At 38.2% G+C, this 25,252-nt stretch carries 22 protein-coding genes, 2 tRNA genes and 1 pseudogene; 12 read left to right on the forward strand and 13 right to left on the reverse strand.

Annotation, left to right across the window (positions count from 1 at the left end):
• Positions 1-261: 261 nt before the first annotated feature.
• Positions 262-906 (reverse strand): hypothetical protein, encoded by a 645-nt coding sequence (locus B7E04_RS18800; protein WP_080780085.1) that lies wholly within the window; start codon positions 904-906, stop codon positions 262-264.
• A 118-nt stretch (positions 907-1,024) separates the two neighbouring features.
• Here B7E04_RS18800 and B7E04_RS18805 point away from each other — a divergent pair, with 118 nt between their 5' ends.
• The gene (locus tag B7E04_RS18805) at positions 1,025-1,990 is read left to right on the forward strand and encodes a YpdA family putative bacillithiol disulfide reductase (protein ID WP_080780086.1); all 966 of its coding nucleotides are present in this window, start codon (positions 1,025-1,027) and stop codon (positions 1,988-1,990) included.
• A gap of 217 nt (positions 1,991-2,207) precedes the next feature.
• On the opposite strand, the pseudogene B7E04_RS22700 reads toward B7E04_RS18805, so the two are convergent.
• Together B7E04_RS22700 and B7E04_RS18815 are read right to left on the reverse strand one after the other, a co-directional pair.
• A pseudogene (locus B7E04_RS22700) lies at positions 2,208-3,364 on the reverse strand (MFS transporter).
• Positions 3,365-3,638: 274 nt separating this feature from the next.
• The gene (locus B7E04_RS18815; protein ID WP_080780087.1) at positions 3,639-5,312 is read right to left on the reverse strand and encodes a glutamine--tRNA ligase/YqeY domain fusion protein; all 1,674 of its coding nucleotides are present in this window, start codon (positions 5,310-5,312) and stop codon (positions 3,639-3,641) included.
• A gap of 147 nt (positions 5,313-5,459) precedes the next feature.
• On the opposite strand from B7E04_RS18815, the gene B7E04_RS18820 reads away from it, so the two are divergent.
• Positions 5,460-6,590, forward strand: a complete 1,131-nt coding sequence (locus B7E04_RS18820) for an alpha/beta hydrolase (RefSeq protein WP_080780088.1) — start codon at positions 5,460-5,462, stop codon at positions 6,588-6,590.
• 448 nt (positions 6,591-7,038) lie between these two features.
• A complete protein-coding gene (locus tag B7E04_RS22250; RefSeq protein ID WP_165439418.1) occupies positions 7,039-7,191 on the forward strand; it encodes a hypothetical protein in 153 nt (50 codons plus the stop codon).
• Positions 7,192-7,199: 8 nt separating this feature from the next.
• On the opposite strand, the gene B7E04_RS18825 is transcribed toward B7E04_RS22250, so the two are convergent.
• Both B7E04_RS18825 and fbp read right to left on the reverse strand, forming a co-directional pair.
• Positions 7,200-8,207 carry an o-succinylbenzoate synthase gene (locus B7E04_RS18825; RefSeq protein WP_080780089.1) on the reverse strand — a complete coding sequence of 336 codons (1,008 nt, stop codon included), beginning with the start codon at positions 8,205-8,207 and terminating at the stop codon, positions 7,200-7,202.
• Positions 8,207-9,223, reverse strand: coding sequence for a class 1 fructose-bisphosphatase (gene fbp / locus B7E04_RS18830; protein WP_080780090.1), 1,017 nt, complete (start codon positions 9,221-9,223; stop codon positions 8,207-8,209). Before fbp ends, B7E04_RS18825 begins: the two co-directional genes overlap by 1 nt.
• Positions 9,224-9,548: 325 nt before the next feature.
• Between fbp and B7E04_RS18835 the strand changes: the two genes are divergently transcribed.
• From B7E04_RS18835 to B7E04_RS18845, 3 genes are all read left to right on the forward strand, one after another.
• The gene (locus B7E04_RS18835) at positions 9,549-10,787 is read left to right on the forward strand and encodes an aspartate kinase (protein ID WP_080780091.1); all 1,239 of its coding nucleotides are present in this window, start codon (positions 9,549-9,551) and stop codon (positions 10,785-10,787) included.
• 22 nt (positions 10,788-10,809) lie between these two features.
• Positions 10,810-12,651, forward strand: coding sequence for a lysophospholipid acyltransferase family protein (locus B7E04_RS18840; RefSeq protein ID WP_080780092.1), 1,842 nt, complete (start codon positions 10,810-10,812; stop codon positions 12,649-12,651).
• 108 nt (positions 12,652-12,759) lie between these two features.
• Positions 12,760-12,832 (forward strand) — tRNA-Phe (locus tag B7E04_RS18845).
• Positions 12,833-13,161: 329 nt separating this feature from the next.
• Here the strand turns inward: B7E04_RS18845 and B7E04_RS18850 are convergent.
• On the reverse strand, positions 13,162-13,737 hold the full coding sequence (locus B7E04_RS18850) for a cysteine hydrolase family protein (RefSeq protein ID WP_080780093.1): 576 nt from the start codon (positions 13,735-13,737) through the stop codon (positions 13,162-13,164).
• A 19-nt stretch (positions 13,738-13,756) separates the two neighbouring features.
• A complete protein-coding gene (locus tag B7E04_RS18855; protein ID WP_080780094.1) occupies positions 13,757-14,698 on the reverse strand; it encodes an alpha/beta hydrolase in 942 nt (313 codons plus the stop codon).
• Between the two features lie 143 nt (positions 14,699-14,841).
• Between B7E04_RS18855 and B7E04_RS18860 the strand changes: the two genes are divergently transcribed.
• A complete protein-coding gene (locus B7E04_RS18860) occupies positions 14,842-15,204 on the forward strand; it encodes a winged helix-turn-helix transcriptional regulator (RefSeq protein ID WP_080780095.1) in 363 nt (120 codons plus the stop codon).
• A gap of 141 nt (positions 15,205-15,345) precedes the next feature.
• Positions 15,346-15,418, forward strand: a tRNA-Phe gene (locus tag B7E04_RS18865).
• A gap of 117 nt (positions 15,419-15,535) precedes the next feature.
• Here B7E04_RS18865 and B7E04_RS18870 read toward each other — a convergent pair.
• From B7E04_RS18870 to B7E04_RS18890, 5 genes are all read right to left on the reverse strand, one after another.
• A complete protein-coding gene (locus tag B7E04_RS18870) occupies positions 15,536-15,940 on the reverse strand; it encodes a DUF4345 domain-containing protein (RefSeq protein ID WP_080780096.1) in 405 nt (134 codons plus the stop codon).
• A gap of 20 nt (positions 15,941-15,960) precedes the next feature.
• Complete coding sequence (gene hchA / locus B7E04_RS18875) at positions 15,961-16,821, reverse strand: glyoxalase III HchA (protein WP_080780748.1); 861 nt, start codon at positions 16,819-16,821, stop codon at positions 15,961-15,963.
• Between the two features lie 436 nt (positions 16,822-17,257).
• Positions 17,258-17,929, reverse strand: a complete 672-nt coding sequence (locus tag B7E04_RS18880) for a hypothetical protein (protein WP_080780097.1) — start codon at positions 17,927-17,929, stop codon at positions 17,258-17,260.
• Positions 17,930-17,938: 9 nt separating this feature from the next.
• A complete protein-coding gene (locus tag B7E04_RS18885) occupies positions 17,939-18,958 on the reverse strand; it encodes an alpha/beta hydrolase (protein ID WP_080780098.1) in 1,020 nt (339 codons plus the stop codon).
• Positions 18,959-19,111: 153 nt separating this feature from the next.
• Complete coding sequence (locus tag B7E04_RS18890) at positions 19,112-20,320, reverse strand: helix-turn-helix domain-containing protein (protein ID WP_165439474.1); 1,209 nt, start codon at positions 20,318-20,320, stop codon at positions 19,112-19,114.
• Between the two features lie 256 nt (positions 20,321-20,576).
• On the opposite strand from B7E04_RS18890, the gene B7E04_RS18895 reads away from it, so the two are divergent.
• Genes B7E04_RS18895 through B7E04_RS18905 form a run of 3 tightly spaced genes read left to right on the forward strand, consistent with a single transcriptional unit; the run spans position 20,577 to position 22,589 of the window.
• A complete protein-coding gene (locus B7E04_RS18895) occupies positions 20,577-21,755 on the forward strand; it encodes a thioredoxin family protein (RefSeq protein WP_080780100.1) in 1,179 nt (392 codons plus the stop codon).
• Positions 21,755-22,378 (forward strand): DUF3575 domain-containing protein, encoded by a 624-nt coding sequence (locus B7E04_RS18900; RefSeq protein WP_080780101.1) that lies wholly within the window; start codon positions 21,755-21,757, stop codon positions 22,376-22,378. Before B7E04_RS18895 ends, B7E04_RS18900 begins: the two co-directional genes overlap by 1 nt.
• A 4-nt stretch (positions 22,379-22,382) precedes the next feature.
• Positions 22,383-22,589, forward strand: a complete 207-nt coding sequence (locus B7E04_RS18905; RefSeq protein WP_040998643.1) for a hypothetical protein — start codon at positions 22,383-22,385, stop codon at positions 22,587-22,589.
• A 107-nt stretch (positions 22,590-22,696) separates the two neighbouring features.
• Here the strand turns inward: B7E04_RS18905 and B7E04_RS18910 are convergent, their stop codons facing one another.
• The gene (locus B7E04_RS18910) at positions 22,697-23,893 is read right to left on the reverse strand and encodes an exo-beta-N-acetylmuramidase NamZ family protein (RefSeq protein ID WP_080780749.1); all 1,197 of its coding nucleotides are present in this window, start codon (positions 23,891-23,893) and stop codon (positions 22,697-22,699) included.
• A 4-nt stretch (positions 23,894-23,897) separates the two neighbouring features.
• Here B7E04_RS18910 and B7E04_RS18915 point away from each other — a divergent pair, with 4 nt between their 5' ends.
• On the forward strand, positions 23,898-25,127 hold the full coding sequence (locus tag B7E04_RS18915) for an ABC transporter permease (RefSeq protein ID WP_080780102.1): 1,230 nt from the start codon (positions 23,898-23,900) through the stop codon (positions 25,125-25,127).
• Positions 25,128-25,252 lie beyond the last annotated feature (125 nt).

Here is a 25,252-nt window from a genome sequence, read left to right on the forward strand (position 1 = left end):
ATTAAGATTAATGAAGAAGTTAAGATTCATTAAGAAAATCTGATAGATTTTTAAGACACTAATGCTTAAAGCAAAGCTCAGCTTAATATTCTTAAAAACTTAATGAGATCTTAATGGTTTAAGATTCATATAATAAAAATGCTTCGACTCCGCTCAGCATGACCGTCCCAAAACATTTCTATATAATTTATGCATTGTCATTGTGAGCGGAGCCGAAGCATTTTATTGTAATCCGGCGTTGATTTAGTTATAATTAATTTTCTAAATCGTCCACTGATCATTAACAACCGCTATCAGATATTGTTTTCCTTCAAATTCTTCAAATACAAAACGAAGAGTTTTCCAATCCATATCCGCGTTTTTATCCGTTCCTTTTATATAGTTTTCTGTGAAGTTTTTACCGGGATAAGTTTTCTGTAAATTATTCAGGGAATTTCCTTCACGAAGAAATTTATTTAATGAATATTGTGATGCTGTGAAATCTTTAGAGAAAACCCACTTTGTTAAATATTCATTGATCGTCACTTTGTACGGATCTCCCGAACCATCCATCGCTCCCCAGGTAAATAAGGTTTTTGTCGGCAGGTTTTTCTCAAAATCGGCTTTAGAAAAATGGGTCGCTTCGCCTGGGTCCACAAAACCGTACATAGAGAAACTTATTCCTTTTTCCGGATGAATAAATGACGCAAAAGTCTTGTAATCTTTATTTTTTAACGCGAGCAGAATATCATCATTCGTCTTTTTTATAGCCGCCACATCCGTTTTCTTTTTCTCAGCTTCCGCTTCCTTATTTTTTTCTTTCGCTACCGTCATGGAATCTATCACATTGGGAACCGGTTTTTCGGGATTTTTTTTACATGTGGTAAGCAGGGACAGGATGAATATTGGAATAATGAGCTTTTTCATTTTTTTCAATTTTTTAATTCAAAAGAAACACCAAAACCGGTGCCAATGCCATCGTTTCAATAGATAAGTTCTGTTACCTGTTTTACGCTTAATACAGTGGTTTTAAGTAAATTTGTGTATGGAAATTTTAGACATCCTTATTATCGGAGGCGGACCTATCGGTCTTAACTGTGCACTCGAAGCCAAAAAAAATAATCTGACGTATCTGATCATAGAAAAGGGAACCATTGTCAACTCTTTATACCATTATCCTTTGTATATGCGATTTTTCTCTACGGCAGAAAAACTGGAGATAGACGGTATTCCTTTTATTTCTACAGCTCCAAAGCCCGGCCGTCAGGAAGCACTGGAGTATTATCAGGGAATTGCGAGACAAAGGGAAATTAATATCAACCTCTATGAAAAAGTGCTGAAAGTTTCTAAAACCGGGGAGATTTTTGATATTGAAACCTCGAAATCCACATATAAAGCCAAAAACGTCGTGATTTCCACCGGGTTCTATGATATTCCCAACCTCATGAATGTTCCGGGTGAAAACCTTCCGAAAGTGAAACATTATTATACAGAACCCTATCCTTATGCAAAGCAGAAAGTGGTGGTGGTAGGTTCCAGCAATTCCGCTGTAGATGCCGCCCTTGAAACCTACAGAAAAGGAGCAGATGTAACGATGATCATCCGTCATTCCGAAATCTCGAAAAGCGTAAAATATTGGGTAAAACCGGATATTGAAAACCGGATTGCAGAAGGGAGCATCAAAGCCAGTTTCAATTCAGAGATTGTAGAAATTACAGAAAATTCTGTTATTTTTAAAGATAAAAACGGACAGACCAGAGAAATTGAAAATGATTTTGTCCTTGCGCTGACCGGCTACCTTCCCGATTTTGAATTCTTAAAAAACTCCGGGATAGAATTACAGGGCGACTGTATGAATCCGCTGTACCACCCTGAAACCATGGAAACCAATATTCCGAATTTATACCTGGCCGGCGTTGTTTGCGGAGGAAAAGACACACACCTCTGGTTTATAGAAAACTCACGGATTCATGCGGAAATGATTGTGGGGCATATTGTTTCGGGGAAATAGATATCAGATACGAAGACATAGGATTTCAGACTAAAAAAATCTGCCTGATCTGCTAAATCAGCGTGAGCAAAAAATATCTTAACTCTCGCAGATTTAGCAGATCAGGCGGATTTAAATTCAAACCAATTATATTTTAGATTTATAGTCTTTCTAACTCTCAAACACTAAAGCACTTTAAACCTAAAATGCTCCCACTCCCAAACACTCAAACCCGGAACTACTTCTTTTTAAGCATCCAGGGAATCACAAAGTAAAATGCCACCGCAATACAGATTCCCAATATTCCCGTTCCTATCCACAAGGTATTGAAGCCTAGTTTATCGGCTGTCAGGGTTCCTACGTAAGGAGTAATGATAAAGGCCAGGGCTACTGATATTCCGTTCAGCCCCATATAAGCGCCTTTGTTGTTTTCACCGGAACGCAATGCTGTTATGGTTGATATAAACGGAAGGGTCCAGATCTCTCCGATACAAAGCAGGGTCATGGAAACCACAAGAGTAAGTATGGAATAATCAGAAGCCAGCATCGCATAGGAAACTCCACATAATACGGTTCCTAAAAACAGGGTTAGTGCCAGGCTGAAATATTTTTCTGCAATCTGTACAAAACCCATCTCGAGCAGTACGATCAGAAAACCGCTGTAACCGAGAATATAACCGATATTCTGCTGACTTAAATGCACCGTATCTTTATAAAAAATAGTCAGCGTACTGAACAACTGGAAAAAGCAGATGGAGAACAGCATACAAATGAAGCTGTACAGGAGAAATTTTCCGTCGCGGTAAGGTGAATTTTCTTTTTTAATGACAACCGCTTCTTTTACTTTCTTTGATTTTAATGTGGCAAGCTTATTTCGTTTTCCGAAGAAACGGATATACATTATCCCGCCAACAAAGCGGCCAGAGCATTGGTAAAAAATAAAAATTCATAAGAAATAGCAGATAAAATCCCGCCCAACGCCGGGCCAATGGAAAATCCAAGATTCACTGCCATCCGGTTTAAGGAAAATGCCCTGGTAATATTTTCCGGTCTTGCATATTTAGTGATCGCTACAGAGTTTGCAGGACGGAATGTCTCGCTTACAATACTCTGAATCAGAATAATGGAAGCCAGTCCCACTTCTGTTTTAAAGAGCGGAATCATGCAGAATAAGGGCACACTCAAAAGTAAGCTTAAGCTTTGAACACGGTATTCTCCGATTTTATCGGTAATTAACCCTCCCAGCCATGAGCCTAATACAGAGCCAATTCCAAAAAAGCTTAACACAATTCCTGAATTTTCAATACTGAAATGAAGATGTGCCGTCATGTACACACCCAAAAAAGGAAGTACCATGGAACCGGCCCGGTTGATCAGCATCACCAATGCCAACATCCAGCTTTCTTCCGAGAGTCCTTTAAAAGAACCCGTATATACGCTAATGAGTTTCACAATATTTATTTTTTGGAGAAGATTGAGTGCTGTGCAAAATTAGATAAATCGGGTTACAACTCCCTTCAAAAGGCACTTTTTTTATCAATCATACTCATAGGGATTAAGATATAACACTAAAGAATGAATTAACATAAGCCATAGATTCTTCAGATTTTTTCAAAAAAAAAGCAGGACTTCTGGAAGTCCTGCTTTTATATAGTAATAATAGCTAAGATTATTCCGGTTTATAAGAATCTTTCAAAGTTACCGTACGGTTAAATACCAGATTGGAGTCTGTAGAATCCTGATCTTTTGTAAAGTACCCGATTCTCTGGAACTGAAGGGGTTCTCCCACTGCGACGTCTTTAAGAGTCGGTTCCGCAAATCCTTTGATGGTAGTTACCGATTCCGGATTGATGAAGTTCAGGAAATCTACATCTTTCTCAGCGTCAGGCTGTTCCACTGTGAAAAGTTTTTCATAGATCCTTACATCTACCGGGATCGCATGGGTAGCAGAAACCCAATGCAGGGTTCCTTTCACTTTTCTTAAGCTTTCTTCGGTTCCGCTTCCGGATTTACTCTTTTCATCGTAGGTAGCATAAATGGTGGTGATCTCACCGTTCTCGTCCTTCTCTACTCTTTCCGCCTTAATGATGTAAGCTGATTTTAAACGGACTTCTCCGCCTAATTTAAGTCTGAAGAATTTATTATTTGCTTCTTCTTTGAAATCTTCTCTTTCAATATATAATTCTCTTGAAAAAGGAATTTCTCTTGTTCCTGCATTTTCCTGTTCAGGATTATTTTCAGTTTCAAGCCATTCTTCCTTCCCTTCAGGATAATTTTCGATGACAAGTTTTACAGGATCTACTACGGCCATGACACGTTTTGCAACCTTATTCAGGTCTTCGCGCACGCAGAAATCCAATAACTGGATCTCAATAAGGTTTTCTCTTTTGGCCACCCCCACTTTTTCAATGAAGTTCTTGATGGATGCCGGAGTGAATCCTTTCCTTCTCATTCCTGAGATCGTAGGCATTCTCGGATCATCCCAACCAGTCACCGCTTTTTCAGCAACCAGCCTCTGAAGCTTTCTTTTGGAAGTGATCATATAAGACACATTCATTCTGGCAAATTCTCTCTGTTTCGGAGCGATCTTAGATTCGTCGTACACCTGATCCAGGTACCAGTTATAAAGAGGTCTGTGGTTTTCAAATTCCAATGAACATAATGAGTGGGAAACCTGCTCCAGATAATCGGATTCACCATGTGCCCAGTCGTACATCGGATAAATTTTCCATGCGGTACCGGTTCTGTGGTGAGGTCTTTTCAGGATTCTGTACATCACAGGATCACGTAAGTTCATATTCGGGGAAACCATATCGATCTGAGCACGAAGAGACATGGAGCCTTCTTCAAACTCCCCGTTCTTCATTCTTTCAAAAAGATCAAGAGATTCTTCCACCGGACGGTTTCTGTACGGCGATTCTATTCCCGGCTCTGCAGGATTCTTTCTCTGTTCGGTGATCACTTCTGAAGGTTGTTCATCTACATAAGCTTTTCCTTCTTTGATCATCTGTACAGCCCACTCGTAAAGCTGCTGGAAGTAGTCGGATGCATACAGCTCTTTATCCCATTTGAAACCTAACCATTCAACGTCTTTTTTGATAGAATCCACGAATTCCTGTTCTTCTTTTTCAGGATTCGTGTCGTCGAAACGAAGGTTTACGGGAGCATTGTATTTTTCACCCAGGCCAAAGTTGATGCAGATAGCCTTTGTGTGGCCAATATGCAGGTATCCATTAGGTTCAGGGGGAAAACGGAAACGGATCTGATCTTTTTTCAGACCATTTGCCATGTCATCTTCAATAATTTGCTCAATAAAATTGAGTGATTTTTTTTCTTCTTCCATTAAATTAGCTTTTACTTATAAAAAAAGTTACACAAAGTTACGGAAAATTTAGGGCTTACGAAAATGGTAATTTAAAAGCCCAACTGATGTTAATTCAATATTTTTCATTAATTTAGGGAAAACTACGTACCTCTAAAATTCACAATTATGGCTGTTTATATCCTGAGCAATCGTAAGATCGTCCGTCACAAGGGCGAGAAACTAGATTCATTCTCGAATGATGAATACTCTATTCCCAACTTCAGGATCGCAAAATGTGATTTTGATAGCTATAAGGAACCTACCGCAGCAGCTAAGAAAAAGAAAGATTATAACAACCGTAATATCCTGAATTATAAATTATTCTCTGAGCCCGAAAAACAGGGGTATACGGAAGTTCTGGAAGTTCTTCAGAACGAAAAAGGGATCAAAAAATCTTCTCTCACAGCCAATAATCTCGGAGGCACCCAACGGTTGTTCTATGAGCTGTACAAGAATATGTCTTCTACCAAAGAAAGGAGTGATGTTATGATTTTTATTCACGGCTATGCGTATGATTTTGATGATGAATTAAAGGCGATCATTGATCTTAAGAGGCTATTTATTGATAATCCGGCTTCGCCTGTAGAGCACATCCTGTTTGTAAGCTGGCCGGCCTCCAGCAGTATTGTTCCCCTTACCTATTTTGATGATAAAGCATCCAGTATCAATTCGGGATCGTCACTGATGCGGCTGTTTTATTTTTATACCCAGTTTTTAAAAGATATTTTCTCGAACCGTGACCTTGCTCCCTGCAATCAGAGAATTCACCTGATGGCGCACTCCATGGGAAACAGGGTTCTTCAGAGTATGCTGTACAGCCTTAAAAGAGAGAACATCCTTAGGGTAATAGACCAGGTGCTTCTATTAAATGCTGATGTCACGTACAAAGTCTTCGAGGATTCGGAGGACTCATTTAATAAACTTCCGTTACTGGCTAACCGTATATCTATTTATCTGAACAGAAAAGATACCATCCTGGGCATTTCTCAGTTCACTAAAAATATCCTTACGCCAAGGCTAGGCAAGAACGGGCCGGGAGATATTGAAAAATTCAGGGATGTAGTTTCTGTTATCGACTGTACTTTCGCAGAGGATGATGTGTTGGGCGGCTTTAAATATGATATAGGAAACCATTGGGGATACCTGTCCAGCTCTATGGTGCAGAAAGATATTTTTCAGAATTTATATGGCGTTGACAGGAATTTAATTACCGGCAGATCTAAACAAAACGAAAATATTTTCACTATTATTTCTTAACTATATATTAAAAAACATTAAATGATATGAATCAGGTGTTAAATTTCAAACCAATGCTTAAGTTGGCATAGGTATTGCAATTTTCATTAAACAGAGAAATACATATTTTTATCATGAAAAGAATTAAAAGCAAGTTTTCTTATATAATCAATTATATCAAGAAAGCAATTTTCGTAAAAGATGTGATTTAATTCAGAGTATTAACCATTAAAATAAAAACTATCCGACCATAACACTACTCTAATTATCTTCGAACCTGAGATATCTTCCAGATCTGAATTTGGAGGATGATTTTATTTGATTATTTCACACACTTCAGCGAAGAAAAAGAATTTTATCACACCGAACTTAAATCTCACGAATGTGAATTTAGTTAATTTAAGTTAAAACCTTGCATAATAAAAAAAAGAGATTGATATTTACGTACCAATCAAATTAAAAATTTATTATGAAAAACATGAAAAAACTTAAAAAAGCAGAGCTAAGAGTAATTAAAGGTGGACTCATCCCTATCGGCTGCAACAGCTGGGATCCCAGAAGGAGATGCTGCAGAGAATGGGATGCAGAGCACATGAGCAACCCTGTGTGCCCTGAAATTTAATTCATCTGCTAACAGGTTTTAAACCAAAGCAATTCATTGTCCAGCTGTAAGCTGGATTCGAAATTATTGACAAATAAAGATCCGGTGCCCAAACCTTGTGGCATCGGACTTTTTTTTGTGAATGTATATTGGGCAATGGCGTTCAGCCCGATATTACTTTCCAGAGCGGAAGTGATCCACCAACCAATATTGAGGTCTTCTGCCAATGAGATCCACTCATCTGAACCGGCAAAACCACCAACCAGAGCGGGCTTCAAAATAATATACTGAGGCTTTATTGTTTCTAAAAGTCTTTTCTTTTCATCCGGATCTGTGATCCCGATCAGTTCTTCATCCAGAGCGACAGGCGTAGGAGTTTTAGCACATAAAGCTGCCATATCTTTCCAGTTTCCGGCTTTTACAGGCTGTTCAATGGAATGAATATGCAGATCTGCAAGCTGCTGCAATACAACCTCCGCTTCTTCCCTGCTGAATCCGCCATTGGCATCTACTCTAAGTTCCAAAGTTTCTGCTGAAAACTTCCCTCTTAATTCCTGAAGGATTTTGTGCTCGGATTCCCAATCAACACCGATTTTAAGTTTGATGCAATGAAAACCCTGTTCCAGCTTTTCATGGATCTGCTCTTCCATATACTGCACATCTCCCATCCAGATCAGCCCATTGATCATAATCGCAGATTTTCCTTCTGTAAACTCGCCTGGGAAATAAAGATTCTCTCCATGTCTGAGATTCAGGATCGCCTGCTCATACCCAAACCAGAGAGATGGAAATTCATTCAGTTCTTTTTTTAAACGGGAAGGTTCAAGGTTTATATTGTCACACAGCCATTGCAGCTTTTCTTCATAATCCGGGCGGTCATCATAGCTTAGCCCTCTGAATAATGCACATTCACCGATTCCTTTTTTCCCATTTTCTTCAACTTCAAGAATGAAGGTCTCCTTTTCACGCAAAACGCCGCGAGATGTTCCACCCGGGCGTTTGAATTCCAATAAATATCTGAAATATTTTGCTTTCATTATTTTACACTGTCGATCCTCATAAACTCCTCCGCTTTTTCTACCATCTGGATGCTTCCGCAGAAAAACGGGATTCTCTGATGAAGCTCGGTAGGCTCTACTTCAAGAATTCTTCTGAATCCGTCTGTAGCTTTTCCACCAGCCTGTTCTGCAAGGAATGCCATAGGATTACATTCATATAACAGTCTCAGCTTTCCGTTGGGAGCCTGGGAATAGGAAGGATAAATATAAATTCCTCCTTTCAGCATATTTCTATGGAAATCCGCCACTAAAGAACCAATGTATCTTGAGGTATAAGGACGGTCTCCTTCTTCCATCTGGCAGTACTTTAGATAGTTTTTAACTCCTTGCGGAAACTTGATATAATTCCCCTCATTAATAGAGTAAATTTTTCCACTGGTAGGAAAGGTCATATTCGGATGGGAAAGATAATAGGTTCCCAAAGACGGATCCAGAGTGAATCCGTTCACGCCGTTTCCTGTAGTATAAACAATCATCGTGGAAGAACCGTAAATAACATAACCCGCCGCAATCTGATTAATCCCCTTTTGAAGGAAATCTTCCAGCTGAACAGGAGTTCCCGGCTCAGTCACCCTTCTGTAAATAGAAAAAATAGTTCCTACGGAAACATTAACGTCAATATTGGAAGACCCGTCCAAAGGATCGATCAGTACAACATATTTGCTTAAGTGTCCGTTTTCGCCACATTTAATGTCAATAAAGTCATCATTTTCTTCAGAAGCAATCCCACAAACCACCTCTCTCTGGGACAAAGCCGTAATAAAAATTTCATTGGCAATTACATCCAGTTTCTGCTGTTCTTCTCCCTGGATATTCTGATTCCCCGCAGCTCCTGTTATATCTACAATTCCGGCTTTATTCACTTCTCTGTTTACCACTTTTGAAGCTAATCTTATTGCACTCAGAAGACGGGAAAATTCTCCCGTAGAATACTGAAAATCATCCTGCTTATCAATAAGAAATTCTCCTAAAGTCTGTAATGGTTGATTTGACATATTTTTCTTTTTACGTTTCCGCCAAATTTCGGAAAATTTATCGGAGAAAGAAAGTTTTTATCACAAAAGAGCTTAACCACTGTTTTCCAATACTATACACCACCTAATCTTATAGTCCGGCAAAATTCACTTCGCATAATTAATCCCCATTTGATGACAATAAATCAATGAAATTCTGATAATATTCTTCAAGTCTCAATTTTAATAAAATCTTAATTCCTTCCAGCGGCCGGAAACTTTCATATCTCGTTGTAAATTTATAATTTTGACCTCCGTAAAAAACTCATGTAATTTTTAATCTAACCATTTTATTTTAAACAAATTAATGAAAATTTTCAAGTTTGGTGGCGCATCAGTAAAAGATGCCGAAAGTGTAAAAAATGTGTCCATGGTTTTAGAAAGCCAGGGCTTTACCAAATGTCTGCTGGTTATTTCAGCGATGGGTAAAACGACTAATGAATTGGAAAAGGTTGTAGAACTTTATTTCAAGAAGGATAACTATCAAACTGAGATTGAAAAGATAAAACGAAAACACATTGAGATTGCGGAAGGTCTGTTTCCTGAAAACCACGCAGTATTTGCTGAGATCAATTTATTTTTTGACGATATCGACTCTTTCCTGAGAAGAAACAAGTCTCCCAATTACAGTTTTGTCTATGACCAGGTGGTAAGCTGCGGAGAAATGATCTCTACAAAAATTTTAAGTGAATACCTGAATGAAATTCAGTTTCCCAATCAGTGGCTGGATGCCAGAGATTATATTAAAACGGACAGTTCTTACAGAGAAGGTACTGTAGACTGGACAAAAACAGAGGAATTCATCTCTACATTAAATAAGGAAATCTGCTATGTAACCCAGGGTTTCATAGGTTCGGATGACAATAATTTTACGGTAACGTTAGGAAGAGAAGGTTCAGACTACTCTGCCGCTATTTTCGCCTACTGCCTGAATGCAGATGCCATGACGATCTGGAAAGATGTTCCGGGAGTAATGACGGGAGACCCAAGAAAGTTCAGCGATGTAACGCTTCTTTCCAATATCTCTTATGAGGAGGCCATTGAAATGGCATATTACGGAGCCAGCGTTATCCACCCTAAAACTTTGCAGCCTCTACAGCAAAAAAACATTCCTTTTTATGTAAAATCTTTTGTGGATCCTGCCAAAGAGGGAACTAAAGTGGGAGCTTCAGACAAAAATCAGCATGAAGAATCTTATATCTTAAAGGAAAACCAGGTTCTTTTAAAAATCTCTACCCGTGATTTCTCATTTATTGCGGAAGATCACATGAGTCTTATTTTTGGATACCTGTCCAAATATAAAATCAAAGTTTCTCTTATGCAGAATTCTGCCATATCACTGGCTTTATGCCTTGAAGATAAATTCGGGCAGATTGATGAGCTTAATGAGGAGCTTCAAAAAATATTTAAAACCAAAGCAGTTAAAAATGTATCTTTATTCACAGTAAGAAATGCGAAAATGGATCATATTGACCAATTTTACCAGGAAAAAAATGTATTATTGGAGCAGATTTCCAAAAATACGGTTCAAATGGTAACACAATAATATTAACTGCGACTAAACACATATGAGTTTAATTTCGAAAAACGATCTTATAAAAGCTTCCGGCTTAAGCAGAATCGGGTTCCTTAAGAATCCGGTTGCTTCTGCCGTGATGAGCATTGCCAAAATAAATGAAGTTAACAGGTTATATGATAAATTAAAGGACAAGGAAGGCAAAGACTTTTTCGACTCATTTGTAAGGGAAAGAAACTTAAGCTATATCGCTTTTGAAGAGGATCTGGCTAAAGTTCCCAAAACAGGACCGTTTATTCTGGTTTCGAACCATCCGCTGGGTGCTATTGACGGCATTTTAATGTGCAAAATCCTTTCGGAAGTACGTCCGGATTTTAAGGTAATGGGAAATTTCCTTCTGGAAAAAATCAAACCTATGGCACCGTATGTGATTTCCGTGAATCCTTTTGAAAACAGAAAAGAAGCCTATAGCAGCACTTCCGGGATGCGTGAAACCCTGAAACACCTTCAGGATGGAGGCTGTGTAGGAATTTTCCCTGCCGGGGAAGTATCCAACAAAAACAATCCTTATGGGGAAATCCTGGACAGGGATTGGGAAAAGCCCGCCCTTAAGCTGATCAGAATGGCCAAGGTACCGGTAGTTCCGTTATATTTCCATGCCAAAAACAGCCGTCTTTTTTACCAGGTAGCCAAGCTGCATCCAAGTTTGCAAACGCTGATGCTTCCTGCCGAAATGATGAATGACAGGGAACGACCTATCAGAATCAGGATCGGAAAACCGATCACGGTAAAAGCGATGGACGAGATGGAAACCATTGAGGAATTGGGTGAATTCCTGAAACGTAAGGTCTATATGATGAAATCTTACTATGAAAAGAGAAAATCATTGGCCCAGACTATCAATCTAAAAAACTTAACGGTAAAATTTCCGCTTTTAAAGGAGGAAAATATCGTTCAGAATATCATTGATGAAACTCCGAAAGAAGATATTCTTAAGGACATCAGCAGGCTGAAAGGCACTGATAAAATGCTTTTCAGTAACGGAAATTACGAGATTTATTTCACAACTTACGAAGAAATTCCTTCTGTAATGAGGGAAATCGGCCGCCAGAGAGAGCTTACGTTCCGTGCGGTGGGTGAAGGAAGTAACCTTCCGTTTGACCTGGATGAATACGACAAGCATTATCACCATCTTTTCCTTTGGGACAGCAGCGCCGAGAAACTTGCCGGAGCCTACAGAATGGCCCTGGGTAAGGATGTAATGAAGAAATATGGCATCAAAGGATTCTACACCAGCTCTCTATTTGAATTTGAGCAGGATATCCACCCTTTCTTCAAGAAAGTGATTGAAATGGGCCGTGCGTATATATGTGAGGAATATCAGCAGAAGCCACTTCCGCTTTTCCTTTTATGGAGAGGAATTGTGCATGTATGTTTAAGAAATTCCGACCATAAGTTCCTGATGGGCGGTGTAAGCATTTCCAATAAATTTTCTGAATTTTCCAAATCCCTGATGATTGAGTTCATGCGTTCCAATTATTTTGATTCTGCAGTCGCCCAATACATCACGCCGAGGAATGAATATAAGGTAAAACTGCGCGACCGGGATAAGAATATCTTTTTCGAGGAAATGGAATCTGACCTGAATAAGCTGGACAAAATTATTGATGACCTGGAACCTGAACTGAGACTGCCCGTCCTGATCAAAAAATACATCAAACAAAACGCTAAAGTAATTGCTTTCAACGTGGACCCGAATTTCAATGACGCCATTGACGGATTGATGTATATCCGGATCAGTGATCTTCCGGAAAGTACGATAAAACCTGTACTTGAAGAGATGAGCGACCAGATCAGAAAAGAACAGGAAAATAATCCGGCTGAAAATCAGTAAGTTTTATTTTTATTGAAAAAAAGTACCGTTAATACTTGCTTCATATAAGAAAACTTACTACTTTTGCATCACTTTAAAACAACGAAGTAAGTCAACAAAAAATATAATGGTTTCTTAGCTCAGTTGGTAGAGCAATGGATTGAAAATCCATGTGTCCCTGGTTCGATTCCTGGAGAAACCACTTGAAAACCTCTAATTTATTTTAGAGGTTTTTTTGTTTTTTATATGTGGTGTGTTTTAAACACAAATAACACAATTTGGCTTACACTAAATTCATTTTGTTGTTTTTACGATGTGTAAGGATACTTATATTTTTTCACGCAAAGTTTTCATGAAGGCTTCTGATTACTTTAAGGAAAGCAAAGATAGCGGCTTCGCCGCTGATTAAGCATGCTGTTAAAACACACGCTTAATCAAATCAATCGGAGATTGATTCATTCTTAGCTAACTTAAAACTATGCAATGCAAGAATAAAGCTTTGCGTGAAAAAACTTTAAAAAAGAATTCTGTTTATAATTCCCGTAATAATTTTTCAGAATCCCAGACAGTAGCAAATTCTTCATTTAAATTGGCCAGAGCAGTATGGTGGATCAGCTCAGCATCATATTTTTCACCATTGATTCCCACCCTGTCGAATGCTGCCGTTGCATCTGAGATAACATAGGTTTTGTACCCGAAATTTCCTGCCATCCTCGCAGTAGTTGAAACACAATGATTAGTAGTTATTCCTACAATCACTAAAGTATTTATATTCTGTTGATCCAGCCGTTCCTTTAAATCAGTCCCGATAAATGCACTGTTTACATGTTTGGTGATCACACATTCTTCGTCTTCCGGCAGTACGTAATCATTAAACTGAAACCCAGGATCAGATTCATGTAATTTAGATTCAGTATTAACGGAACTGTGCCTGATATGAAAAACGGGCAGATCAAGCGTTCTCCATTTCTCCAACAGCATTCCGCTGATTTTTTCTGCATCCTTATTATTCCTGTTTCCGCCCCAGTAGTTTTCATCCAGAAAACCATTCTGAATATCAATTAAAATAAGGGCCGGTTGGCTGTCTCTTAAATTCTTCTTATGCATTGCTTGTACGTTTATATCATTAAAACATTCTGCTGTAAAGGAATTTTTTATAGTCCTCAGTTAAAGGGGAATCAAACAGGTCGAACACATGCAGTGCTCCCGGTATCACCCAAAGTTCAGTTTTCACGCCGGCCTGGTATAAAAGCTGCGACAATTCTATGGCTTCATCTCTTAAAGGATCCAATTCACAGGCTACAATGGTAGTTCCCGGAAGTCCCTGAAAATTGTTATAATTCGTAAGATCTGAATACACAATGCTTTTATCCTTATCCTCGCTTCCAAGAAAATGCAGCCATGCGGTTTCAGCATACTGCTTATTCCAGAGTGGAATGTCAGTAAATTCGTTCATAGAAGGCGTATTAAGTTTATTATGAACTACGGGATACAACAAAAACTGATGGATTATATTTTTAATTCCGTGATCGTTGGCCATCTGCGTAACCGCAGCAGCCAGGTGTCCTCCCACACTTGCTCCAAACACTGAGACAGCATCTGGATTTAATCCCAATTCCTCTCTTCCGTTCTTAATGATCCACTTAAGCGCATCAAAACCGTCCAGTATGGGAACCGGAAACCTGTATTGCGGAGAAAGCCTGTAATCAGCCGATATGATTGTTGCATTAAGACGGTCCGCCATTTCAAACATCTGGAAATCTACCTGTTCCGGCAGGCCGAAAATATACCCTCCACCGTGGAAATAAAGGATTGTTTTACTATTGTCAAATTTTTCCGGCTGGTAGATGTGAAGCCTTATCTGATGATTATTGTCAGAGCTTTTTATAAAAATATCTTTTACTTTGATATGATCCGGGCCTTTGAAAGGGTTATTCCTTGTAAATTCTTCTCTTTCTTTCTGAACAATTTCCGGCCGGTTTAAAAATAGATCCTGATCTATTTCCAGTGAAAACGGATACCGGTCAATACTTAATCTAAGGTCTTTGTCAATTCTGTTGAAATCCATAGCGGTATGGGTATAATGTTTTTTATGATTCGTTGAGTTTCTGTCTTGAAACAGCAGATCTGATTTTATTTTGTAAATTTAAATGATGAATAGGGTGTGCCCAAATTCTCAATCAATTGTGTGGAACGAACAAAAATGTTAGTATGAGTATCAAAGAATCATCAACCAATCATGAAAATAAAAAAGGGCTGGAACTCAGCTGCTCTGAAATCTATGCGGTGAACCTCATCAGCGGCCGGTGGATCCTCTCCATCTGCTACTTCCTTAAAACAGGGAAACTTAGATTTTCTGAACTAAAAAACAAGATCCCCAATATCAGCGAAAGAATGCTTACGATGCAGCTTAAGAAAATGGAAGAAGAAAAACTGATTTTAAAGAAAGTTTATGCCGAAGTTCCGCCAAGAACAGAATATGAATTAACCGAAATCGGGAAAAACCTGATCCCTGTTCTGGATCAGCTTGAAACATGGGGCGAAGATCATAAAAAAATAAAGAAGGGATTATAACAAAGGACTTCACTGATTCTAAAGGCAGTAGACTTCACAAAAAACCATAGCGGATTGTTGTTTTTAAATTAAATGATAAAAAACTTGCACCGTATTGGAAAAAGTTCTACTTTTGCACCCACGTTAAACAACGGAACAATTGGTTTCTTAGCTCAGTTGGTAGAGCAATGGATTGAAAATCCATGTGTCCCTGGTTCGATTCCTGGAGAAACCACTGGAAATGAAATAATTTCTGACAAAAACCCTCAAATTCTATAATTTGAGGGATTTTTTATTTTGAGCAATATATCAAATTTGAAAATAGAGGTTAATTAAGCTAAAAAATATTATTTTAATTATGTGTTTTTTTAAGAATAAGGAATGTCCCGATTATTGTTATTGAAAGTTCCAAAAATAAATATACAAGTAACATCCAGTGCGGAATTCCGTCTAAGACGATGGATAATAACCTTCCTATGACTAATCCACCCATAAATACAACCAAACTATACATTGCCGGCAATTTTAGACTTGTGTTTTTTATACCTATTAACCAAAAAATAATTTGACCAAAGTATAATCCCATTACCGCCCTCATAATATGGGTGAGGTTTATATTGTCTACCGAAAAGCCATACATTGTTGTTAATGTCTTGTTTGGGAAAAGTCCGTAAGATAACGCAATAGGTATTAATCCGATTGCAGAAATCAATAAAATCAGATTTTGATTTCTTTCGTTTGGATTTAGTTTACTCATTTGTTCATAGTTTTATATTTTCACTTGCTTAATTCATTTAGCAATTCGGTTGCACATAACTTTCCAAAATTATTTGCAGCTTTTGGACTGGCTCCAGAAATTAGTTTTCTATCTTTATGACAGGTTTTGTCTGCCTTTTTATTAATAATCTTTACTCCTAAATTATTTAGTTTTTCCCCATATTTCCATGGAATATTTCCGGGCATATACCCAATAAAAGGTGTTTGTTTATCTACGCTATCTGGAAATGCCGCAATCTCATAACCCCTATAAGGAAAAGGTTTGGTTTTATCCAAACCGGCCGATAACAACGCTGCCGGACCATGACAGATAGTAAGCATGTATAAGTGTTTTTCTACCGACCAATAAATCAGTTTACATAAATCTGTATTTTCTGGCAGTCCCAGCATTGCCCCATGTCCTCCAGGAATAAAAATTGCGGTATAATCACTATTTTGGTTCATAATATTTTCAACAAAATTGTTAAGGCTTTTGGGCTTTTCAAAATCCTTTAAATATTGTGAATAGATAGCTTTCACGTTATTATCTTTGTTGGGAAATGCCCACATTTCTATCTTTACAGATTTTCCTGTTGGCGTAAAAATGTCTATTTCAAAACCTGCATTTTTCAAGTGAAGCATTGGTAATAACATTTCAACAGGATGGTTTCCGGTTGAAAATTTCTTTCCATTTGACATTGTCATATTTCGTTCTTCAGTACAAACCATCAGGATTTTCAATTTGCCTTTGTATGGTTTATTATAAACAGTTTCATCATAATCTGTAACTTGTGAGGTAGCCAATTTTAATGAAAGTAATGAAGGACTAAAAGCATTATCCTCTGCAGGTGTAGGTGCGATACCAAATAGTTTGTTAATCATTTTTATCATTTAGTTTTTTGAGTTTGATATATAATTACTGCCAGCGTTTTCGGCTTAGCCTTCGTTACAACAATCTACAAAATATTTTGTTATGAAATGTTGCAATCGAAAATTCAGATAAGAACACAACCATTAAAAAGTATTGGGGAAGTAGGTTTTTTATTAATTTGTAACAAAGCCTTAGCATCAAAATGATTAATAACTGCTATACTATTCGCTTTAATAACAACAGCATTATCGGGAGCCTATATCCGTCAGGCTTAAAAGAATACTTTTTCAGATGTTTTTTTTCGTATTTTGTTTTTGTGTTTTTTAATTAGACAAAATTATTGTTTTAAAAGCCTTAATAATAGGCAGGAAAGTAGGATTAACATATTCCGGAGAAACCAAAAACCGCCCTTTCAACGGCGGTTTTTATGCGGTATGGTCAAAAGTTTTACAGTTTAAAATTATACCCGATCTGCACATAAAAAGGCAGCATCAGCTTCGTTTTAAAATCCTGAGAAATAACATTTCCGCCTTTTAAGTAAATCTCATGGTTTCTGAATGTATAGCCTCCCTGGACTCCGTAATAGAAGTTTCCTCCCGTGGAGGGCTCATACCATCCGTTCTTCACATCCGGATACGTTTCCCTGTAATAATTGGTATGCTTAAAGTGACTGACAATAGCTTTGTCAAAACCCACTTCCGCACCGGCAAACCATTTTGGACGGTAAAACCCCACAACCCCGGCCATATCCAGCCCGAAATTGGCTATAGCCACGTTTTCATTTTCAAATCGTCTGTAGACGCCCTGTACTCTTGTAGACAACTGGAAATCTTTTAGCTTTACCCATCTTACATTGGCTCCAGCCTTTGTTTTAAAATCATCCAAAAGGTCATTTCCGGATGGTGTTGAGAATTCAGCACCGACAGTCATGGGAAAAAGCTTGCTCTTCAGTTTGTAATGATATCCCAAACCGAAAACAACTCCATATTCTGCGCCTATATTGGCATTAAGGATATGTTTTTCTTTACCGGCTGCAGCCCAGTTTATGGTTTGCGCTTGTACTACTGTATTGATCATCAGCATCAGAACGAATGCTGCTTTATATATCGTATTCTTCATGGTATGGTATTAAAGGGCATCTATAAACGTTAATATCTTTGGTTTGGTCTGGTTATTCCAGGCATCGGAGTTGGTAACAATCCCATCATGTCCTACTCCTGAAACTTTTACAATAGAAGGATTGTGGTAAACGGATGTAATTTTCTGAGCCCAGGAATCCGGGTAGGCTTTATTTCTGCCACTGTAAAAAAATAGGACAGGCCCATTGTAGTTTTCAATTCCTTTTGAGAAATCAACATTATAATCATCCCCAATATCAAAGAGAGCATCCATAATAACTGCACCGCTTCTCCAGTTCATACTGGGATCAAAATCCCCTTCGCCTGTAATGTCATTTTTAGATACCATCATAGACATTTTGTAATCTAAAATTTCATGCTGGTCCTCTTTTCCGGAAATAAACTGCTCCATATAGGTGGCGTCATTGAGAGTTTCGCTCCATAGCTTAAAAGATCTGGATTCTTTTACATAATCTTCTACGTCATTCCATTTCAGACCGCCCGGTTCACAAAGGATGAGCCCCTGTATGGAATTCGGGTATTTCCCTGTATAGCCTGTTGCCAGCATAGCACCCCATGAATGCCCCAGAATAATCACTTTCTGGCTTGGGCTTTTCCGGTAATGCGAAATAACGGCATGCAGCTCATCATACATCAGATCCAGGGCTCCGGCTCCGAGAGAAGTATAGGATTTTTTTGCAAAACGCTGTGAAAGTCCCGAACCCCTCTGATCATAAAATACCACCCGGTACCCTTTTTCTGTAAGATCTTTTGCTTTGAGAAGATAACGGTAGTCTCCTCCTGGCCCTCCGTGAAGTGCTATTACAATGGTTCCGTTTTCAGGACCGAAAGCTTCGGAATGAAGCTGTGCTCCATTAACAGATATAGAAGGCAGGGAAGAATCCTGATCTACCGTTTTGGGAACAAGATTCCCGGGTTCATCAATGGTTTTTCCATCGGTACAGGAAAATAATAAAGTGAGAATGGTGAAAGCAGTGAACGCTGCGTTTCTTTTTTTAAAAGCTGTCATACTTTTGGGTTTAAAAATTTATGATGCAAAGATTCATCATTCCCAAAAGCGATACGCCCCAACGGGAAGGTTGAGACATAGAAAAACAAAAATATATAACACTGTATTACAATAGGTTATGAGAATTGAAACCTATTCCCTGAGTGTTGAAACTTAAGATTCCGGGATTTTCTGGTATTCACTTGGTGTAACTCCTGTGTATTTTTTAAAATTTCTATTGAAGGATGTCTTGGAATTAAACCCACATTCAAAAGCGATGGAAAGTAAGGTATACTGCCTGCTCTCCGGAAGTGAAATTCTATTCAGGAATTCTTCTATCCTTTTTTCGTTGATGAGTTCATAGAAGTTCTTTTCCTCCTTCGAATTGATCACCTGTGACAGATAATTAGGATGAACGTCAAGCATTGCTGCAAGCTCATTCAATGTAATATTCGGATTGACAAAAGGCTTCTCATCATTCAGAAGCAGCAGCAGCCTTGAATGAATATCGTCTATACTTTCTTCCGTTAAAGTAGATTTCTGATACTTTTTTTCAGCGAGATCAACCGGTTCTTCCTCATCTTTATTTTCGAAGACAACATTCATTTTTTCAGTGTTACTCCCAAAAACTGACATGGGCTGGTTAAAAACCTGAACCTGCTTAATTCCAAAATATCCAAGCCATACAATAAATACCGTAACGGCACCATAAATAATATTCACCTGATCCGTAAAGAGAACCAATCCCCAGATCACTGTAATCCAGATGATGAGATAAAGCAGCCAGTCAAAATTGATTTTCTCCGTATTGGAAAACTGCTGAACCATGTTTTTTCTGAAACGGTATAAGGTCCAGAATGAAAGAACTACATATACTATCCCGGAAATATAGATAGAATAGAGCTTCAGCAGCATTTCGGTTTCAAACTCTTTACCCTGATGCCTGAAAATTTCTACCCGTTGCTCAAATGGTGCGGTATAAAATGAAAGAAATAAGAGATTACAGACAACAACAGGAATAAAATGAAGCAGGTATTTCCATGAAAAAGAGTCCGGAGAAGTCTGCCTTTTAATATAGAGATATAAAAACGGACCATACACCAGAGGAAGTGAAAATCCAAAAAATATGAGTGATGGATACCGTATATATTGATTCGTAAGAAGCATATAATGTCCCGCAAGATTAAGACCTATCGCCGCAAGCCAGCTGGCCAGAATGAAATCAGCAATGTTCTTATTTCTTTTTGTGATCAAAAGAAAAGCAAGGAAAAAGGCTAAAAAAACTCCGGACAGATAGAGCATGGTAAGCTTTGATATTTTGTTAAATGCAATCCAGTCATTAGGATCACCGCAAAAATAAATATAATTTTTAAGCAAATTCAAAAGATTTCAATTTCTTATATCCTCCCTTTTTAAACAACTTCACATTTAATATTCGTTCTAAACCTCAAATCACAATAATTATCTGACCTACTCTACCTCTGGTCATAACATCTCTCCTATTCCTAAAAAACCGGTCTGTTTACTCTATTTAAACCATTCTACAGTCTTAAAGTTCGTTAATATAAGACCATCATGACCAAATTCTTAGCCTATCATTCTGAAAATACCTATATTCGCTTTCAAATTAAATTTGAAAATGAAGAAGATTGTCTCCGGGATATTTGTTTTCTGTTCTGTCATTATTATGGCCCAGGAAGCTGCTATTCAGTTTCAGGAACTGCCGTTCAAAGACATTATTGCCAAAGCAAAAAAAGAGAAAAAGCTTGTTTTCCTTGATGCCTATACCACCTGGTGCGGTCCCTGCAAAATGATGGAAAGGAATGTATTTACCAAAAAATCTGTCGGAGATTATTTCAATACCAATTTTGTAAACGCCAGATTCGATATGGAAAAAGGCGAAGGACGGGAAATTGCAGCTAAATTTGGCGTACGTTCCTATCCTACCTATCTTTTCCTGAATGGTGAAGGCGAGCTTGTATCACAAAATACCGGGTATATGGAGGAAGGCCTTTTTGTAGCAATGGCGCAGAATATTAACGCACCGGGGAACAAAAAAGGTTCTTTAAAAGAGCGCTTTGCCAAAGGGGAAAAAGATCCGGAATTCCTGATCAATATTATGAAACTGAACTCTTCCTCAGATTATGATTTTGCTAAAAAAGCTTCCGAAAGATATTTTGAGAACAAAAAGAAGACCGATGAACTTTCCAAGGAAGAAGTAGGCCTGCTCCTGTACTTTGTAAAATCTACGGAAGACAGCAACTACAACACTTTCACGACAAGAAAAGCTGACATCGTCAAATACCTGCCTGAGGCTACCTATAATGAATTCGACAGCCAGCTGAAGCTTTCAAAAATCGTGGAACAGTCCATTGATGATAAAAATAAAAGGATCAATGAGGAGTATTTCATGAAAACAGCCGAACCGCTGGTAGGAAAGCAACTTGCACAATCTAAACTTAACCAGACAAAACTCAGTTACTACGAGCAAAATGCCAATTTCCCTGAATTTGAAAAAGCGGCATTAGAATATTATCAAAACTCCGATGCATTCGAGCCCAATGAACTGCTTAGAGCCGCATGGGTATTCGGTGATCACGTCAAAAATCCTGCATCTCTGAAAAAAGCTGCAGAGTGGGCTGAAAAATCCGTAATGCGTGGTGAAACACCGGAAAATACTTATATTCTAGCCAAGCTTTATTTTCTTACCGGAAACAAAGAAATGGCCAAAAACTATGCTGAAATGTCCAGAAATATGGCAGTTCAGACTGGCAAAGACTCCAAACTCGCAGAAGAATTACTGAAACAAATACAATAATGCTAAAGCACAAATTCATTACAACATCTATTGCGCTCCTGTCCGCAGGAATATTCTCAGCGCAGGAACAAGAACAGGAAAAAAGCTTATATCTTAAAGGAAATGCACTTTTTGCAGCAATAGGTGTTCTAAATATTGGTCTGGAAAAGCAGATAAGCCAAAAATATACATTGCAAGGTGATGTTTTTATTTCTCCCTGGAAATCTTTTGCAGGACATGAGTTTCAATACTATTCTGTTTCTCTTGAGGGAAGATATTATTTCAATGAAGCTTTTAGCCGCTGGTATATCGGAGCGAATCTCGCTGCCTCAGCATTTGTTCTTCAGAAGTGGAGCTATTGGAGTGACAATCCCTATATCAATAGTAACAATGAAACATTTATCACCTCAAATTTGTACCAGAAAGGAGTTTCTTTTATAGTTGGTGTCACAGGTGGTTATCAATTCAAGGTATCTGACCGCTGGAATATTGATGTATATGCAACGGTAGGCACATCTCAGGATTTTTACAAAGGATACGACCGTGTCAGCGGGAAGCGCTATGAATCTGCTCAAAAATTCAACAAAAGCGGAGAATTCCTTCCATACAGAGGAGGAGTCATGATTTCTTATAAATTAAAATAACAGCATGAAACTGTTCGGAAAAAACCATATTATCATTTCTGTGATCACTTTTGTGATTCTTTTTTTAATGAACTACATCGGAAATGACCTTCCCGACAAACTGGAACGGGCACTTATGACAGCCTTTGCCGGGGTTATAGGCTTATCTCTGGGACTATTCATTCTTAATAAAGGTAAAAATGACAATAAACCGCCACAGAATTTTGACTGATAAAAAAATGAATTGTCAATTGTGAATTTGGCTTCGCCTGTGAATTTTACATACACAAATATTCACCATTGACTTGCGAAGCTAAATTGACCATTCACATTTAAAAATCAGTTTTCGTAAATAACATATTTTGTCCGGATTTTTTCAAATCTTTCAAGATCATTTTTCCAGGAAGCTTTGATTTCCTGAATAGATTTACCCGCTATCATCTGCTTTCTGAACTCGTCTGTTCCGGCCAGCTTATCAAAAAACAAATTGTCCAGGAAAAAGCCCTGCTGAGGGTTCTTATAAGCCTTATACGATTTCATCAGCCATTCCAGGTTCAATGTCCTAAGATCATCCGAATAAGCGGAAAGATCTTCACCATAGCACAGTTTTCCGTTCAGGAAAGGATCTTTAGCCCCGAAATTCGGTTTCGGTGTAAACTGATACGGAAGCCCCTGCGTCCACGGAGATCCGTAAATCTGAAACGGCAGATTGGTACCACGTCCTACGGAAACCTGGGTGCCTTCAAAAAAGCACAGGCTTGGATATAAATTGATTGCTTTATCATTCGGGAGATTCGGGGATGGTTTGTCTAAAATAGCATAACGCTTTTTCTTGTGGTAATTTTTCATCGGGATCAGGGTATACTTTGCCTGAACTCCATTTTTCAGCCACTTTTCACCATTGACCATTTTTCCATATTCTCCTATCGTTAGCCCATATACCACAGGAACTTCATGCATGCCTACAAAACTTGACCATTTCTTTTTCAGGACAGGTCCGTCCGTATAGCCGTCATGCGGATTTGGGCGGTCCAGCACCATGATCTCTACCTTATTTTCTGCTCCGGCTTCCATTAAATAAGTCAAAGTGGAAATATATGTGTAGAACCTTACGCCTACATCCTGAATATCAAAAAGGACTACATCAAGACCTTTCAGCTGTTCAGGTTTTGGTTTTTTATTGTTTCCGTATAATGAAATAATAGGAATTCCTGTTTTGGTATCTACTCCGTTTTTCACTTTTTCTCCGGCATCGGCATCACCTCTGAAGCCATGCTCAGGCGCGAAAATTGTTTTGATTTTGATATTGTTTTTAACCAGAAAATCTACCACATGGCTTTTATCACTCATCAGCCCGGTTTGATTGGTCACCACTCCCACCGTTTTGTTCTTCAACAGAGGCAGATAAATTTCAGGCTGATCTGCGCCGGTTCTGAAATCCGGTTGATCTTGAACCTGAGAATAATATTGGTTGAATACTCCTAAAAAAATTAGGCAAATAAGAAGTAAATTTTTAATTTTGAAATCTAAATTCATAAGCTTGAAATTTCCTTTATATTTCTCCAGAAAAATAGCGTTCTCCAAAGATAACAAAAATAACCTTTCAAGGGTGATCATCTTCATCGGCAGACTTTCTGTAGCTTTGGGGATCATTGTTTCTTTGATTACCGTGGCTACAGGCTTTGGTTCCAAGAAAGCCATTAAGGAGAGACTTGCAGATTTCAGCGGACACATTACGGTACGTTCTACAAGGTCAAACTCATCCTACAATACTTCTATTCTGGACAATCAGGGCCTGAATATCCAAAAGATCAAAGAGCTTCCGGATGTGGAAAGTGTTCAGAAATATGCTACGGTAACAGGAATTATGCGGAATGAGCATAATTTTTCCGGCATTATATTCAAAGGGATCGGAAAAGATTTCGACAGCCTGAGGTTTAAGAAATTTCTGGTTGCCGGAACCACACCAAAAGTAACAGAATTTGGGTATAACAATGAAGTTACTGTTTCTCAGAAGATTGCCAATGATCTTCATCTGAAAGTGAATGACAGTATTGTTACTGTATTTTCAAAAGCTGACCAGAAACCTATCTACCGGAAATTCAGAGTGATAGGAATTTATAAAACGGACATTAAAATGATTGATGAACAGTTCGTTATCGGAGGTATCAATCATGTAAGAAAAATCCAGGAAATGAAACCCGATGAAATAGGCGGCCTGGACATCTTCTTCAAAAACGTTAATGACATTGATAAAGATTTTCCGGAAATAGAAAAGCTGATCGGCTATAAGAATTATGCTGAAAAAGCCACGGAAAAGTTCCCGCAAATTAATGACTGGATCAGTATTTTCGACACGAATATTGCCCTGATCATCATTATTATGCTGATTGTAGTGGTGATCAATATCATTATGGTGCTGCTGATCCTGATTATTGAAAGAACCAACTCCATAGGGCTGCTAAAAACACTGGGAGCAAGCAATTCACAGATAAGGGCTACTTTTATCAATTACACACTGATCATTATGATCCCGGGGCTTCTGTACGGAAACGCTATTGGTCTCGGCCTTATTCTGCTTCAGAAATTTTTCGGGGTCATCAAGCTTAATCCTGAAAATTATTATGTGAGTACGGTTCCCGTTGACCTTAATCCGGTTGCCATTGTTTCCATTTCTGTAGGAATCCTGATTATATCAGGGCTGGCACTGATCCTTCCAAGCTATCTGATCAGTAAGATTTCTCCGGTGAAGGCGATCAAGTATAATTAAAAAGTGAATGGATTGAATAGTCAATTGTGAATGAGTCAATGGTCAATTTATGATATACATTGTTCAATAAGGTTAAAAATTCACCATTGACTCATTCACAATTCACGTAAAATTTAATTTTTAAA

Source organism: Chryseobacterium phocaeense (genome assembly GCF_900169075.1).
GTDB lineage: Bacteria > Bacteroidota > Bacteroidia > Flavobacteriales > Weeksellaceae > Chryseobacterium > Chryseobacterium phocaeense.

Bases quoted from the DNA above. Each gene is read 5' to 3' on its own strand.
- B7E04_RS18800 (WP_080780085.1), bottom strand. From the start codon at position 906: ATGAAAAAGCTCATTATTCCAATATTCATCCTGTCCCTGCTTACCACA.
- B7E04_RS18805 (WP_080780086.1), top strand. From the start codon at position 1,025: ATGGAAATTTTAGACATCCTTATTATCGGAGGCGGACCTATCGGTCTT.
- B7E04_RS18815 (WP_080780087.1), bottom strand. From the start codon at position 5,312: ATGGAAGAAGAAAAAAAATCACTCAATTTTATTGAGCAAATTATTGAA.
- B7E04_RS18820 (WP_080780088.1), top strand. From the start codon at position 5,460: ATGGCTGTTTATATCCTGAGCAATCGTAAGATCGTCCGTCACAAGGGC.
- B7E04_RS22250 (WP_165439418.1), top strand. From the start codon at position 7,039: ATGAAAAACATGAAAAAACTTAAAAAAGCAGAGCTAAGAGTAATTAAA.
- B7E04_RS18825 (WP_080780089.1), bottom strand. From the start codon at position 8,207: ATGAAAGCAAAATATTTCAGATATTTATTGGAATTCAAACGCCCGGGT.
- fbp (WP_080780090.1), bottom strand. From the start codon at position 9,223: ATGTCAAATCAACCATTACAGACTTTAGGAGAATTTCTTATTGATAAG.
- B7E04_RS18835 (WP_080780091.1), top strand. From the start codon at position 9,549: ATGAAAATTTTCAAGTTTGGTGGCGCATCAGTAAAAGATGCCGAAAGT.
- B7E04_RS18840 (WP_080780092.1), top strand. From the start codon at position 10,810: ATGAGTTTAATTTCGAAAAACGATCTTATAAAAGCTTCCGGCTTAAGC.
- B7E04_RS18850 (WP_080780093.1), bottom strand. From the start codon at position 13,737: ATGCATAAGAAGAATTTAAGAGACAGCCAACCGGCCCTTATTTTAATT.
- B7E04_RS18855 (WP_080780094.1), bottom strand. From the start codon at position 14,698: ATGGATTTCAACAGAATTGACAAAGACCTTAGATTAAGTATTGACCGG.
- B7E04_RS18860 (WP_080780095.1), top strand. From the start codon at position 14,842: ATGAGTATCAAAGAATCATCAACCAATCATGAAAATAAAAAAGGGCTG.
- B7E04_RS18870 (WP_080780096.1), bottom strand. From the start codon at position 15,940: ATGAGTAAACTAAATCCAAACGAAAGAAATCAAAATCTGATTTTATTG.
- hchA (WP_080780748.1), bottom strand. From the start codon at position 16,821: ATGATTAACAAACTATTTGGTATCGCACCTACACCTGCAGAGGATAAT.
- B7E04_RS18880 (WP_080780097.1), bottom strand. From the start codon at position 17,929: ATGAAGAATACGATATATAAAGCAGCATTCGTTCTGATGCTGATGATC.
- B7E04_RS18885 (WP_080780098.1), bottom strand. From the start codon at position 18,958: ATGACAGCTTTTAAAAAAAGAAACGCAGCGTTCACTGCTTTCACCATT.
- B7E04_RS18895 (WP_080780100.1), top strand. From the start codon at position 20,577: ATGAAGAAGATTGTCTCCGGGATATTTGTTTTCTGTTCTGTCATTATT.
- B7E04_RS18900 (WP_080780101.1), top strand. From the start codon at position 21,755: ATGCTAAAGCACAAATTCATTACAACATCTATTGCGCTCCTGTCCGCA.
- B7E04_RS18905 (WP_040998643.1), top strand. From the start codon at position 22,383: ATGAAACTGTTCGGAAAAAACCATATTATCATTTCTGTGATCACTTTT.
- B7E04_RS18910 (WP_080780749.1), bottom strand. From the start codon at position 23,893: ATGAATTTAGATTTCAAAATTAAAAATTTACTTCTTATTTGCCTAATT.